Genomic DNA, 14,401 nt, shown 5'->3' on the forward strand with positions numbered 1-14,401 from the left:
AGAGTAAAAATGAAAGGGGATTTTGTTGTGAACATAACATTAGCAGATATTAATAATGATGTACAAACAGGTCAACTAAAGCCCATTTATTTTGTGCAAGGTCAAGATCAATACTTATTAGACTTGGTTAGGCAACAATTTCTGCAAGTAATTCAACCTGAAGATCGTGCACTTAATTTTGCGCAATTTGATTTAACCGAAACTCCCTTAGGTGTTGCGATTGATGATGCAAAATCGGTTCCCTTTTTTGGTGATCGACGTGTGGTAATGATCGATAAACCATATTTTTTAACGGGTGAACGAAATAAAAGCAATATAGAACATCATACCCAAGATTTAGTGGATTACATTCAACAGCCAGAACCACAGACTGTATTGGTTATTTTTGCTCCCTATGAAAAATTAGATAATCGAAAAAAATTAACAAAACTTGTTAAGGAACGAGCAAGTTACCTATCATTTGTTAACATGAACGAGAAAGACATCAACAATTTTATGACGGAAAAATTGAAAAGTGCAGGTTATCAAATTTCACGTGATGCACAACAGACGCTAATGCGTTTGACTAATTCGTCATTAACACAAATGATGACGGAACTTGATAAGTTAATGTTGTACACTGTAACAACGAAAAAAATTGAAACTGCAGATGTTAATGCGCTAGTTAGTCATACGTTAACAGAAAATATTTTTGATTTGATTGATTGCCTTCTAAAGGGAAGATTAACGCAGGCGGTTAATTTGTATCATGAATTATTATTGAATGGTGAGGAGCCGTTACGGTTACATGGTGCCTTAATTGGTCAGTTTAGATTACTGTTACAAGTTAAAACTAGTGATAAAAGTGGAAAGGGAACTGCTTCAAGTTTAAAAGTTCATCCGTACCGTGTTAAGCTAGCTAGACAGATTGTCCGTCAATTTAATTATGTGCGTTTGGCTAGGGCTTATTTAGGCTTAGTTAATATGGAAGAACAGTTAAAATCAACTAGCCGTGATCCCGAGTTGCTGTTTGAATTATTCGTTTTGAAGTATAAACATGAAATGGTTAAGTGAAAAAGCTTGCATTATATATAAATTTTTGCTACTATTTTAAAAGTGCTTAAAGCACATGACCTTTTACGATGTTTGACGGTTCACCGTCGTCATACATGGTTTAAGGCGTCTATTATATTTATGAAAGGTGGATATCCAACAATGGCTATTTCTGCAGAACGCAAAAATGAAATCATCAATGAGTTCGCTCGTCACGAAGGTGATACTGGTTCAGTTGAAGTTCAAGTTGCAGTATTGACTGCTGACATCAACGAATTGAACGGTCACATGTCAGAGCACAAGCATGACTTTCACTCACAACGTGGTTTGATGAAGAAAATCGGTCACCGTCGTAACTTGCTACGTTACCTACGTAACAACGATGTACAACGCTACCGTGAGTTGATCCAAAAGCTTGGTTTGCGTCGTTAATATTTATATTAATTACGTTTTTATTTGACATATTTATCATTGGAGGGAAAAGCGATGCCAATTATTGAGTCATCAATCCAACGTGCCCGCTTAAACAAGGTGCAACGCGACCGTAACATCTCACAACTTAGTGCATACCGTACTGAAGTTAAGAAGTTCCGTAATGCTGCAGAAGCCGGTGAAGATAACTTGCAAGAGTTATTTGCCTCAGCTTCATCAGCTATTGATCGTGCCGCATCAAAGGGCTTGATTGCTAAGAATAAGGCTTCACGTGACAAGTCACGTTTGGCTTCATTGTTGAACAAGTAATTTAAGATATTACAAATTAAACAATGTAAAAAAGCTAGTAGCGCATGCTACTAGCTTTTTTTGTGTCTAATAATCGAGGCTAAATTGTTTATATTAAAGTGTATTTGTGATAGTTTTGCGATGACTTACCTATTTTCTACTATGCACTTATGTGGTAGTATTGTATTAAACATTTAAACGTTGGGTATAAATATAAAACCCGTGAAATACAACGAGAATAGGAAAATTATGGCAATTACATTAGATATTATGCCGTTTGGTGGTGTGCGTGAAAATGGAATGAACATGTACGCTGTCACGGTTAATGATGAGATATTTATTTTAGATGCAGGATTGAAATATCCTGAAAGCGATTTATTAGGAGTAGATGTTGTTATTCCTGATTATGCTTATTTGGTTGAACATGCAGATAGTGTCGCAGGAGTCTTTTTGACACATGGACATGCAGATGCGATAGGGGCTTTACCTTATTTGCTATCAGATTTACGTGTACCGGTATTCGGTTCTGAATTGACAATTGAATTAGCCAAACTGGCTATTCACAATGAGCCAAGTTTAAAAGATTATGACGACTATCATGTAGTAAGAGGAAACTCAGAAGTTAGTTTCGGTGATGTGACGGTATCGTTCTTTGAAACGACACATACAATTCCAGAATCACTAGGAATTGTGATTGAAACTGAGGCAGGTCAAATTGTTTATACTGGTGACTTTAAGTTTGATACGACTGCATTGCCATATTATCGAACTGATTTAATGCGTTTAGCTGAAATTGGTCAAAAAGGTGTGATTGCACTATTGGCTGATGCTGCTGGTACGGCAAACATTGGTATGGCTGATCATGAATCTGATTTAGGAAATTATATTTTAGAAAACTTTTATTTACATAAACAAGGTCGTATTATTGTTGCAGCCGTTGCGTCAAACATACAACGTATTCAACAGGTCATTGATGCAGCCTATAAAGTTGGTCGTAAAGTTGTTATTTCTGGAAATGATTTGGAACGTGTTGTTAGAACTGCATTGCGTCTAAAAAAGTTGATCTTGCCAATTCCTGAAAACGAAATGTTTGTTTCGTTAAAAAATCTAGGCAAATTACCAGCTGATGAGACAGTCATTTTAGAAACTGGTAGAATGGGTGAGCCAATTCGTCATTTACAACGAATTGCACACGGCGATGATCGCAATATTAAAATTCAACCTAACGACTTAGTTTTTATTACAACAACGCCTTCAACTGCTATGGAAGGCTATGTTGCTAAAACCCGTGACATGTTGTTCCGCGCAGGGGCAACCGTTAAACAAATTTCAACTGATAAGAAATCTTCAGGCCATGCTTCTAAGGAAGATTTCCAATTGTTGTTGAACTTGTTAAAGCCACAAAATGTTATCCCTATTCAAGGTGAATATCGAGTATTGAATGAAGCTTATCGAGCTGCTGAACAAGTTGGTTATGATGATGATCATACTTTCTTACTTGCAAAGGGTGACCGGTTGCGTTGGGATGGCGAAAAGTTCTATTTGGGTGGTTCTATTCAAGTTACTTCAACTATGATTGATGGATCTGGCGTTGGTGATATTGGATCAATCGTTCTGAATGACCGTCGCATTTTATCAGAAGATGGTGTATTTATTGCCGTCATCACAATTGATCGTAAGAAAAAGAAAGTTATTGCACCAGCTAAGATTGATTCACGTGGATTTGTGTATGTAAAAACTTCACGTGATTTAATGCAAGAGGCAGCAGAACTGGTTGAAAAAACGGTTACTGATGGTGTTAAAAATGCGAAGGATTTTGACTGGGGTAATTTAAAGAACTCTGTTCGTGATGCTTTAGGAAAGTTCTTGTTTGAAAAAACACGACGTAAGCCAGTTATTTTGCCTGTTATTATGGAAGCTAACCAAAATGGACGTCGTCGTCGTAGGACTTCGTCACAAAAAAATAATAAGAATAAAACTAACAATGGTACTAAGGCTGTTAAGAAGCAGAGTAATAAAAACAAAGCTGAGAACAACCAAGAAAAAAAGTCAGGTTCAAATCCTACAAAGCAAAAGCCAGGAAAGAATCGACGCCCAAGAAAAAATAAAAATAACGGTCAGAATAAGCAAACAAAGCAAGCTGAAACCGCTACAAAGTAAATAAAGCATTATTTTGATGAAATGGAGAAATTCTCGTTTGTTTAACATGGTTAAATAAATGAGAATTTCTTTAGTTAAGATAAGAGAAAGGGTATCGGTAATGAGTGCAGAATTTAATAAGAATTTGTCTTACGATGATTTTGTAGTTAAAGCTAAAAAGGCAATTAACGATAATATGCTTGATCAAGCATTGGATAGCCTTGTGTCGGCGTATCAACTACAACAAACAATTGAAGTTAATCATTTGTTAGTAACAGTTTTAATGGCACAAAACCAATATCAAGAAGCGCAAATCTATGCAGATGAATGTTTAGATAGTTATTTGGATAATCAAGAAGATGTTCAGATGTATCTATCGTTGATTTTACATAATCATTATTTTCTAAATGCATGGGAATTGTTGACATGGTTACCAGAAAATTGGCAGATAGCTTTTACGAAATCAATTGAGAAAGCTGAAAATAGTTATCGTGCCACACAAGCACAAACAATTAAAACGATAGCACGACATTTCTATCATCTAAGTGATGGCGAGTTGGCTGATCAGCAAAAACGATTAATGGCGGCCAATAAATTACCGCGTGATGAATATGTGGTGGGTGCTAAATTTATTTTACGTGATCCGTTTTTATCACAAATGTCACGAGTTTCAATTTTGGATCAATTACGGCGAATTAATGTATCAGAAACTGTGATGTTTATGAATTTGACAGAAACGCTTGTACCAGTTATTCCAAATCAGTTGCAGGATATTACACATGATAAAATTTATCAAAAGGTCATTGATGAATTGAATAGTTATGAAAAAGAATTAGGACCAGATATGATTCATGGCTTAAGCGAACAAATAAAATTATTATTGATGTTAGCTTATCCAGATTTAACTTTAGTTGTTGAGGATGCAACAAGTTGGGTTGCAGGATTAGTGGCAGAAACATTTGGTATGCCGATGCCAGAAGAATCAGAAAAACAGATGATTTGGCGACAAAAACTACAAAAAACCTTGATAAATATTTTAAATTAAAGTTTTTTACAGATAAGTAGTGAAAATAAGGAAAAAATTATTTACAAAAATAGGGAAATTATATATAATAATTTCAGTCTCATTAAAGAGAAGTAAAAAGATTTTCGTATCTTATTGTTTAAGTTATTTGGTATGTGTAGTATACTTATATTAAGCGATAAGGTTGATTTTAATCAACATGCGAATAATAGGAGGACAAGCTTTTGGCTAAGGAAAATTACGAGCGCACTAAGCCGCACGTTAATATTGGAACTATTGGACACGTTGACCACGGTAAGACTACGTTGACTGCCGCTATCTCAAAGGTACTATCAGATAAGGGATTGGCTAAGCAAGAAGACTTTGCTGCAATCGATGCTGCTCCTGAAGAGCGTGAACGTGGAATCACGATTAACACTGCTCACATCGAGTACGAGACGGAAGCACGTCACTACGCCCACATCGATGCCCCAGGTCACGCGGACTACGTTAAGAACATGATCACTGGTGCTGCCCAAATGGACGGTGCTATCTTGGTTGTTGCTGCAACTGATGGTCCTATGCCACAAACTCGTGAGCACATCTTGTTGGCTCGCCAAGTTGGTGTTGACTACCTAGTAGTATTCTTGAACAAGACTGACCTTGTTGACGATGACGAATTGACTGATCTTGTTGAGATGGAAGTTCGTGAATTGTTGTCAGAATACGATTTCCCTGGGGATGATATTCCAGTTCTTCGTGGTTCAGCATTGAAGGCCTTGGAAGGTGATCCAGAACAAGTTAAGGTTATTGAAGAGTTGATGGATACTGTTGACTCATACATCCCAACACCAGTTCGTGACACTGACAAGCCATTCTTGATGCCTGTCGAAGACGTATTTACTATTACTGGTCGTGGAACTGTTGCTTCAGGTCGTGTTGATCGTGGAACTGTTAAGTTGAACGACGAAGTTGAAATTGTTGGTTTGAAGGAAGATGTTCGTAAGACAGTTGTTACTGGTATCGAAATGTTCCGTAAGACTATGCAACAAGGTGAAGCCGGTGATAACATTGGTGCATTGTTGCGTGGTGTTGACCGTAAGGAAATCGAGCGTGGTCAAGTTTTGGCTAAGCCTGGTTCAATCCAAACTCACACTAAGTTCTTGGCCGAAGTTTATGTTTTGACCAAAGAAGAAGGTGGACGTCACACACCATTCTTTACTAACTACCGTCCACAATTCTACTTCCACACAACTGATGTTACTGGTGTAGTTGAATTGCCTGAAGGTGTTGAAATGGTTATGCCTGGTGATAACGTAACATTCGATATCGAATTGATCGCACCAGTTGCCATTGAAAAGGGATTGAAGTTTACTGTTCGTGAAGGTGGCCGTACTGTTGGTGCCGGAACTGTTTCAGAAATCTTGGACTAATTTACAATTAGTAATTTAGTTATCGCTTAAATGCAAAAAAAGAGTTATTTCATCTTTGATGTCATAACTCTTTTTTTTGAATTTTTATGTAAAATCCTATATAATTTAATGTGAAGTCTTTTATGGTAAACGGAATATTTTATTGTCAAAATAATGTGTTTCCGATATACTGTTTAGGTATGTAAAGATAATATTTATGTCGTAAGTAGTGAATACTTAACGACTATTGGAGGAATAAACATGGCAAATGCAGTTTTCACTAAGGGTGAAGGCAACAAGGGAACAATCAAGTTTGAAGTTCCTGTTGACGTATACGAAAAAGGAATTGACGCAGCTTTTAACGAAGTTAAGAAGCAAATCAGTGTTCCTGGTTTCCGTAAAGGTAAGATGCCTAAGCAGGTATTTTTCCAAATGTACGGTGAAGAATCATTGTACCAAGATGCTTTGAACAAGGTTTTGCCAGATGTTTATGGTGATGCTGTTGCAGAAGCAGATGTAATTACTGTTGGTCAACCAAAGATTGAAGCAGAATCAATGAACAAGGGCGAAGCTTGGGTTTTGACTGCTGAAGTTGAATTGGCTCCAGAAATCGAACTTGGTCAATATAAGGGTGTTGAAGTTCCAGCATCTGATACATCAGTTTCTGATGCAGACGTTGATGAAGAACTTGCTCGTATGCAACAAGGTCAATCTGAACTTGTATTAGTTGATGAACCTGCCAAGAACGGTGATACTGTTGTTATTGATTTTGATGGATCTGTTGATGGTGTTCACTTTGATGGTGGACAAGCTGACAACTACTCATTAGAATTGGGTTCAAACTCATTTATTCCTGGTTTTGAAGAACAATTAGTTGGTGCTAAGGCAGAAGACAAGGTTGATGTAAAGGTTACTTTCCCTGAAGACTACCAAGCAACTGATTTGGCAGGCAAGGAAGCTTTGTTTGAAGTAACTGTTCACGAGGTTAAGTCTAAGGAAGTTCCAGCACTTGACGATGAATTTGCTAAGGATGTTGACGAAGAAGTTGAAACGTTAGCAGAATTAACTGATAAAGTTAAGGCTCGTTTGGAAGATCAAAAAGCCGCTGCTGCTAAGGAAGCAAAAGAAGATGCTGCCGTAGCTGCTGCTGTTGACAATGCTAAAGTTGTTGGTGATGAAATTCCTGCATCAATGATTGAAGAAGATGTTCACCGTCAAATGAACCAAATGTTTGCTTCAATGCAACAACAAGGTATTTCACCTGAACTATACTTCCAAATCACTGGTACTACTGAAGATGATCTTCACAAGCAATACGAAGAAGGTGCTGAGCGTCGTGTAAAGACTAACTTGGTATTGGAAGCAATCGTTAAGGCAGAAAACATTAAGCCTTCTGACGAAGAAATTGCTGCTGAAATTAAGTCATTGGCAGATGCTTACAACATGGCTGAAGATGCTGTACGTAATGCTTTGTCAGATGACATGTTGTCACATGACATTGCAATTAAGGCAGTTGTTGATTTGATTGTTGATTCAGCAGTTGAAGCCTAAAAAGCTTTAAAATAAATGTGCCATTAATAATTAGTTTTAATATAGAACTTAGGTGTTATGTTAAAGTTTTTAGCACAATTAAATTTAAGGGTACTTTGACTAATTAGAGTGCTTTTGAAAAAAATGAGGCTGAGACAGAATCCTGTCTCGGCCTCATTTTGTCTTTTGCCTGTCATAGAATTTTGATACAATATTTATTGTATTGTATCTAATAAAAGAAAATATAGGAGGTTGGACAGTGTTTAATACGACTGACGGCTCAAATGGTGTTGCGTACTGCTCGTTTTGTGGTAAGCCTTCCACTGAAGTGAAAAAATTAATTGCCGGACCAGGCGTCTATATCTGTAATGAATGTGTTGCGCTTGCGCAAGATATTATTAATGAAGATATGCAGCAAGATGCGATGGAACGTACATTAACGCTTAAGACACCTCGTGAAATTGTTGATAATTTGGACGAATATGTAATTGGTCAGGATGATGCTAAACATACTTTAGCAGTAGCCGTTTATAATCATTACAAGCGTGTAAATGCTAAATTAACTGGTGATACAGGTATTGAAGGTGTTGATCTTCAAAAGTCAAACATCGCAGTAATTGGACCAACTGGTTCAGGTAAAACATATATTGCGCAATCAATGGCTAAGTTGTTAAATGTACCATTTGCAATTGCCGATGCAACTACGTTGACTGAAGCTGGATATGTTGGGGAAGATGTCGAAAATATTCTTTTGAAGTTATTGCAGGCAGCTGACTACGATGTGGAACGTGCCGAGACCGGTATTATTTATATTGACGAAATTGATAAAATTGCGAAGAAAGCCGAAAATGTATCAATTACACGTGATGTGTCTGGAGAGGGTGTCCAACAAGCGTTGTTGAAGATGCTTGAAGGAACACTTGCTAATGTTCCGCCTCAAGGTGGTCGTAAGCATCCTAACCAAGAGTTTATTCAAATTGACACCACAAATATTCTATTTATTGTTGGTGGTGCCTTTGCTGGAATTGAACAAATGGTTAAGGAGCGTTTAGGGGCTAAGGTAATTGGTTTTGGTACTGATGCGAAGACGCAGGAATTACAAAATTCTGATAAGTCAATCATGCAACAAGTGTTACCAGAAGATTTAATGAATTTTGGATTGATTCCGGAATTTATTGGTCGTCTACCAATTTTGACAGCTTTAGAAGAACTAACTGAGGATGACTTAGTTCGTATTTTGACGGAACCTAAGAATGCCTTGGTAAAACAGTATCAAGCATTGTTAGCTCTAGAATCTGTTGATTTACAGTTTAATGAAGATGCTTTGAAAGCAATGGCTCACTTGGCTATTGAACGTGAAACTGGTGCTCGTGGTCTTCGTTCAATTATTGAAGAAGTTATGCGTGATATTATGTTTGAAGTTCCTTCAAGAGAAGATATTACGGGTGTAGTTATTACAGAAGGTGTTGTACTTCGTCATGAAGACCCAGAATTGGTAACGGAATAAGCGAGGTAGAATGATGGAAGTACATCAAGTTGAAATGGTTATGTCAGCAGTACGTGAATCACAATATCCAACAGATGGATTACCGGAAGTTGCTTTTGTGGGACGTTCAAATGTTGGTAAGTCATCATTAACGAATGTATTGATTAATCGTAAGTCTTTTGCTCGAACATCTTCGCAACCGGGTAAAACACAGACATTGAATTTTTATAAAGTAGAAAATGAAGTATTCTTTGTTGATGTTCCTGGTTATGGTTATGCTAAAGTTTCTAAAAAAGCTCGCGAATCATTTGCTATTATGATTGGTGAATATTTGAGAAAGCGTCAACCATTGAAGGGAATTGTCCAATTAGTTGATGCACGGCATTTGCCTTCAAGAGAAGATGTCGAAATGTATAACTGGTTAATTTCTGACGATATTGGTTTACCAGTGTTAGTAGTTGCTACAAAGGCTGATAAAATTTCACGTGGTAAATGGAATAAAGTTGAAGTAGATATTAAGCGTGAGCTACAATTTAATGCTGAAGTATCCGATTTTGAGATTTTTTCGGCTGAAACTAAGTATGGTAAAGACAATATTTGGGATTGGCTAGAAGCTCGCATGTTAGACGGTAGTGATTTTGATCCTGCTGATTTTGAATAATATAAAGACAGGCACTAGGAGATGTGGTCCATCAAAATGTTTATTTTTGATGAATTTCAGAACTAGCCGCCTGTTTTTGTTTGTAATTTAATTAGACTGTATTGGTTAAGCTGAATACTCGTTATTTTTTTGCTATACTAGATACTAACGATAAATTAATGGAGGCTCATAACATGGCTGAGAAAACACGTTTTAAAGGAACTATTTTGGGAAAAGAATTAACCGTCACAGCAAGTGAGTCACAGGCTCATATGAAAGCGGTTTTTGATTTGGCTAATTCACAGTTAGAACAAATGCAATTGGCAGCACCAAAATTAGATGAAAATCAATTATTAACTTTGTTGGCAATTAATGCATTATCAGATCAATTGAACATGCAAGTTGAAAAGGATAAGAATAAATAATGACAATTGTTTCTTGGATTATCATTGGCTTATTGATTTTATCCATGATTCACGGTTATCGACTAGGATTGGTACGTAGTTTAACAATGTTAGTTGGCCGAGTTGTCGTTTATGTTTTTGCGCTTCTATTAGCTCATCGTTTGGGTGGATGGCTGTATAATATTTTTATTAATGGCTTGTCTGCTCATTGGACGGCAACACAGGTTCCGGCAAATGCGGTTAATCAACCAGGCGAATTCTTGGCTTCTGGTATTGCATTCACAATTATAGTTGTGATTGGGATGTCGATTGTAAAATCAATTGAACGTAGCTTACGCTTTATCAGTAAAATACCTGTGTTAAGTACGGTTAATCGTATTGGTGGTCTAATAGTGTTTGGATTGGTTGTCTATGTTGAAATATTTTTTGTTTTGCAACTTACGCAAACATTGGACATTACTTGGTATACCGAAAATATGGCAAATTCAAGCCTTGCACAATCGATATTGAATGATACACCTTACCTTTCAGAGGCTGTTTATGATTGGTGGTTAATGTAAATAAGTCAGTTGAAAATGAAAGTAGGTAGTTTAAAAATAATGAATGAGAAAATTTTAAAAACACTGGAATACGGGCGAGTAAAGGCACAAATCAAGCCTTTTTTATCAACCGCAGCTGGTGAATATGAATTGGCCGCATTGATGCCTGCGACTGATGCCGCAACGATGCAGCAATGGTTGGCAGAGACGGCAGATTCGGCAAAAGTTTTAAGGTGGCAAGGTGGCATTAATATCCCTAAACTGGCTGATGTAAAACCACACATGCAACGTTTGCGAATTAATGCTGCTTTAAGCGGAACGGAATTGGCGCAAGTTGGTCGTGTACTATTTACAACTGGCCAAATTCGAGCTTTTTTTGAAAATTTGGTTGCTGATCGTGGTGAAGAGCTACCTGCATTAGCAAAATATTATAATCGGTTAGTTTTGTTACCAGATTTGACAAGACGTGTTAATGTTGCCATTGATGGTGACGGTCGATTAACTGATGAAGCTTCACCCGAATTGCATCGTGTACGTCAAGCGATTACGGGAACTGAAAATGCAATTCGCCAAAAGATGCAGGATTATACACGTGGTAAGACTGCACAGTATTTATCAGAGCCAATTGTGACAATTCGTAATGATCGATATGTTGTACCGGTCAAGGCAACTTATCGTCAAAAATTTGGTGGTGTTGTTCATGATCAATCACAAACTGGGCAAACATTGTATATAGAACCTGCTGATGTGGTTGATATGAATAATCGTTTACGTGAGCATTACTTGAAGGAACGACAAGAAGAAGAACGCGTTTTAATTGAATTATCTGCGATGCTTGAGCCTGAAGCGGACAATATTCAGAATAACGCTGTAATCTTGGGTCATCTGGACTTTGTAAATGCCAAGTCACGCTATGCAGTTTCTATTAAGGCAATTGAGCCTGAGTTTAGCCCTGAAAACCATGTTCGTTTACTAAAAGCACGGCATCCATTGCTAGATCCTCAAAAAGTTGTTCCTAATGACATTGTAATTGGTGAAGATTATTCAGCGATTATTGTGACTGGACCTAATACTGGTGGAAAGACAATCACGTTAAAGACTTTAGGGCTATTGCAATTAATGGCACAGTCAGGTTTGTTTATTCCAGCAGATGAGTATTCAACGGTTGGAATCTTTAAAGAAATATTTGCTGATATTGGGGATGAACAATCAATTGAACAATCATTATCAACATTTTCATCTCATATGGTAAATATTATTTCTATTTTAGAGAAGATGGACAAAGATTCATTGGTCTTGTTTGATGAATTGGGAGCTGGAACTGATCCACAAGAAGGAGCAGCGTTAGCCATGGCCATTTTGGATGCGGTTGGAGAAACGGGCGCATACTCTGTTGCAACTACCCATTATCCAGAATTAAAGGTCTATGGTTATAATCGTTCAGATACTGTTAATGCATCAATGGAATTTGATATTGATACGTTACGTCCAACTTATAAATTTATGATTGGGGTACCTGGTCGCTCAAATGCTTTGGAAATTGCAAAGAGATTAGGACTAAGTACATCAATTATTGATAGTGCAGCAGCATTAACTAGTGATGATTCACAAGAATTAAATGATATGATATCTGATTTGGTATCTCGTCGTAATGCAGTTTTGACACAGCAGGTAGAATTGACGCAAAAAGTTATTGAAAATCGTCAATTAAAGAATGAGTATGAAGCGAAGTTGGCGGCAATTGATGATCAGCGAGCAAAATCTATTGAGGATGCTAAAAAAGAAGCTAATCATATTGTTGCTGTTGCACGTAAGAAGACGGACAAAATTGTTGCTGATTTGCATAAGATGGCTCGTGATGGGGCAACAATTAAGGAAAACAAGATTATGGATGCTAAAGGTGCTTTGAATGCGATGCATGAAGAACCATCAGCGGCAAATAATCGTATTTTACGTAAAGCTAAACGAGCAAAACAAGAACCATTATCAGTGGGAGATACTGTATTAGTACGGGAGTATGGTCAGCAGGGAACCATCGTTCGAATTTTGAAAGATGGTAAGTTCGAAGTACAATTAGGCATTTTGAAGATGGTTTTAGCTAGTGATGAAATTGAAAAACAACAGGCTACTACTGTTAAGGAACCTAAGCAAGTTAACAAAAAACGTAATAAAAAGACACACGTTAACACAAATAAAGCAACGAATCGTGCTGAAGCATCTGCTTCCCTTGATTTAAGAGGTGTACGTTATGAACCTGCGATGGCGGATTTGGATCGTTTCATTGACAGGGCCTTGCTAAATAATTTGTCTTCTGTAGAAATTATTCATGGTAAGGGTACAGGGGCAATTAGAAAAGGTGTACAGGAATATTTGCGTTCAAATAGTCATGTACAGTCGTTTAAGTTTACCGGCCCAGATCAGGGTGCGACATATGTGGAGTTAAACTAAGTTACAAATATCGACAAATAGGTCGTATGGGTTTATACTTACAATAAATTAGAAGAAATGGGGATGTTATAAATGGCTGTAGTAGATATTAATGATAACAACTTTGTATCAGAGACAGATACAGGCGTAACGCTAACTGATTTTTGGGCAACTTGGTGCGGTCCTTGCCGTATGCAGTCACCTGTTGTTGAAACAGTTTCTGAGAAAATGGATAATGTTAAATTTACCAAGATGGATGTTGATGAAAATCCAGCAACAGCGCAAGAGTTTGGAATTATGGCGATTCCAACTTTGCTTGTTAAAAAAGATGGTGAAGTAGTTGAACGTCTAACAGGTTTTACACCTGCACATCAACTAGAAGCTATTTTAGCAAAGCACTTAGATTAAGTTTATAAAGACTATCTGTATTAGTCCGAATACTAATACAGATAGTCTTTTTTGTATACTTGAAGTAAATATATTGAATAATACATAAAACTATTGACGCGGTGCGTTAGTAGCAGTATATTAATAAAGCACTGTTTTTTAACAACCATTGTCATATTTGTTTATGAATAAAAAGTATTGACTTTAATTGTTAATGTGTGTATTATATATTGAGTTGGCAACAATGATATATTGATTTAGATTTATTCGTTAAATGTTTATTTTAAAAACATGTTGACAAATGATTCTAAGTTCTGTAATATAGATTAAGTTGTCAGCAAGACAACGACGTTGATCATTGAAAACTGAATATCGTTTCGATAGAACAAATGTGTAGGGTCTTCAAGCATTAAGCTTGAAACAAAAAAACATTTGCGAAGTCAATTCGCTAATAAATTCGTTTAACTTCTGTTAAACAATTAAAGTAACAAAAATTGAGTTATACTCAAACTTTTAAAATGAGAGTTTGATCCTGGCTCAGGATGAACGCTGGCGGCGTGCCTAATACATGCAAGTCGAACGCTTTGTGCTTAATTGAGATGACGAGCTTGCTCTGATTTGATTTTTTGATTTCAAAGAGTGGCGAACGGGTGAGTAACACGTGGGTAACCTACCTCTTAGC

The 14,401-nt window shown here is 36.9% G+C and carries 13 protein-coding genes and 1 rRNA gene; all 14 read left to right on the plus strand.

The genetic code is table 11. From position 1 onward, the window contains the following. Positions 1 to 27 precede the first annotated feature (27 nt). Positions 28 to 1,053, plus strand: a complete 1,026-nt coding sequence (gene holA / locus GA0061074_RS08215; protein WP_240005875.1) for a DNA polymerase III subunit delta — start codon at positions 28 to 30, stop codon at positions 1,051 to 1,053. A 141-nt stretch (positions 1,054 to 1,194) separates the two neighbouring features. Beyond that, positions 1,195 to 1,464, plus strand: coding sequence for a 30S ribosomal protein S15 (gene rpsO, locus GA0061074_RS08220; protein WP_040761154.1), 270 nt, complete (start codon positions 1,195 to 1,197; stop codon positions 1,462 to 1,464). A gap of 54 nt (positions 1,465 to 1,518) precedes the next feature. Next, positions 1,519 to 1,773, plus strand: a complete 255-nt coding sequence (rpsT, locus tag GA0061074_RS08225; protein ID WP_092463703.1) for a 30S ribosomal protein S20 — start codon at positions 1,519 to 1,521, stop codon at positions 1,771 to 1,773. A 228-nt stretch (positions 1,774 to 2,001) separates the two neighbouring features. After that, the gene (locus tag GA0061074_RS08230; protein WP_092463708.1) at positions 2,002 to 3,912 is read left to right on the plus strand and encodes a ribonuclease J; all 1,911 of its coding nucleotides are present in this window, start codon (positions 2,002 to 2,004) and stop codon (positions 3,910 to 3,912) included. Between the two features lie 100 nt (positions 3,913 to 4,012). Beyond that, positions 4,013 to 4,936: a hypothetical protein gene (locus GA0061074_RS08235; RefSeq protein ID WP_092463711.1), complete on the plus strand. Its 924-nt coding sequence runs from the start codon at positions 4,013 to 4,015 to the stop codon at positions 4,934 to 4,936. 203 nt (positions 4,937 to 5,139) lie between these two features. Beyond that, positions 5,140 to 6,327 (plus strand): elongation factor Tu, encoded by a 1,188-nt coding sequence (tuf, locus tag GA0061074_RS08240; RefSeq protein ID WP_092463714.1) that lies wholly within the window; start codon positions 5,140 to 5,142, stop codon positions 6,325 to 6,327. A gap of 240 nt (positions 6,328 to 6,567) precedes the next feature. Further along, positions 6,568 to 7,857 carry a trigger factor gene (gene tig, locus GA0061074_RS08245; protein WP_092463718.1) on the plus strand — a complete coding sequence of 430 codons (1,290 nt, stop codon included), beginning with the start codon at positions 6,568 to 6,570 and terminating at the stop codon, positions 7,855 to 7,857. Positions 7,858 to 8,095: 238 nt separating this feature from the next. Further along, positions 8,096 to 9,343: an ATP-dependent Clp protease ATP-binding subunit ClpX gene (gene clpX / locus GA0061074_RS08250; RefSeq protein ID WP_092463722.1), complete on the plus strand. Its 1,248-nt coding sequence runs from the start codon at positions 8,096 to 8,098 to the stop codon at positions 9,341 to 9,343. Between the two features lie 13 nt (positions 9,344 to 9,356). After that, positions 9,357 to 9,983 (plus strand): ribosome biogenesis GTP-binding protein YihA/YsxC, encoded by a 627-nt coding sequence (yihA, locus tag GA0061074_RS08255; RefSeq protein ID WP_092463725.1) that lies wholly within the window; start codon positions 9,357 to 9,359, stop codon positions 9,981 to 9,983. Positions 9,984 to 10,156: 173 nt separating this feature from the next. After that, the gene (gene zapA / locus GA0061074_RS08260) at positions 10,157 to 10,387 is read left to right on the plus strand and encodes a cell division protein ZapA (protein ID WP_092463727.1); all 231 of its coding nucleotides are present in this window, start codon (positions 10,157 to 10,159) and stop codon (positions 10,385 to 10,387) included. Continuing rightward, positions 10,387 to 10,926 carry a CvpA family protein gene (locus tag GA0061074_RS08265; RefSeq protein ID WP_092463730.1) on the plus strand — a complete coding sequence of 180 codons (540 nt, stop codon included), beginning with the start codon at positions 10,387 to 10,389 and terminating at the stop codon, positions 10,924 to 10,926. The genes zapA and GA0061074_RS08265 overlap by 1 nt, the downstream gene beginning before the upstream one ends. 39 nt (positions 10,927 to 10,965) lie before the next feature. Continuing rightward, positions 10,966 to 13,353: an endonuclease MutS2 gene (locus tag GA0061074_RS08270; RefSeq protein ID WP_092463733.1), complete on the plus strand. Its 2,388-nt coding sequence runs from the start codon at positions 10,966 to 10,968 to the stop codon at positions 13,351 to 13,353. A 72-nt stretch (positions 13,354 to 13,425) separates the two neighbouring features. Next, entirely contained in the window at positions 13,426 to 13,740 is a 315-nt protein-coding gene (gene trxA, locus GA0061074_RS08275; protein WP_092463735.1) for a thioredoxin, read from the plus strand. A 493-nt stretch (positions 13,741 to 14,233) separates the two neighbouring features. Next, positions 14,234 to 14,401: ribosomal RNA gene (locus tag GA0061074_RS08280) — 16S ribosomal RNA — on the plus strand; the annotation flags it as partial.

Source organism: Weissella bombi (assembly GCF_900094835.1).
GTDB lineage: Bacteria > Bacillota > Bacilli > Lactobacillales > Lactobacillaceae > Weissella > Weissella bombi.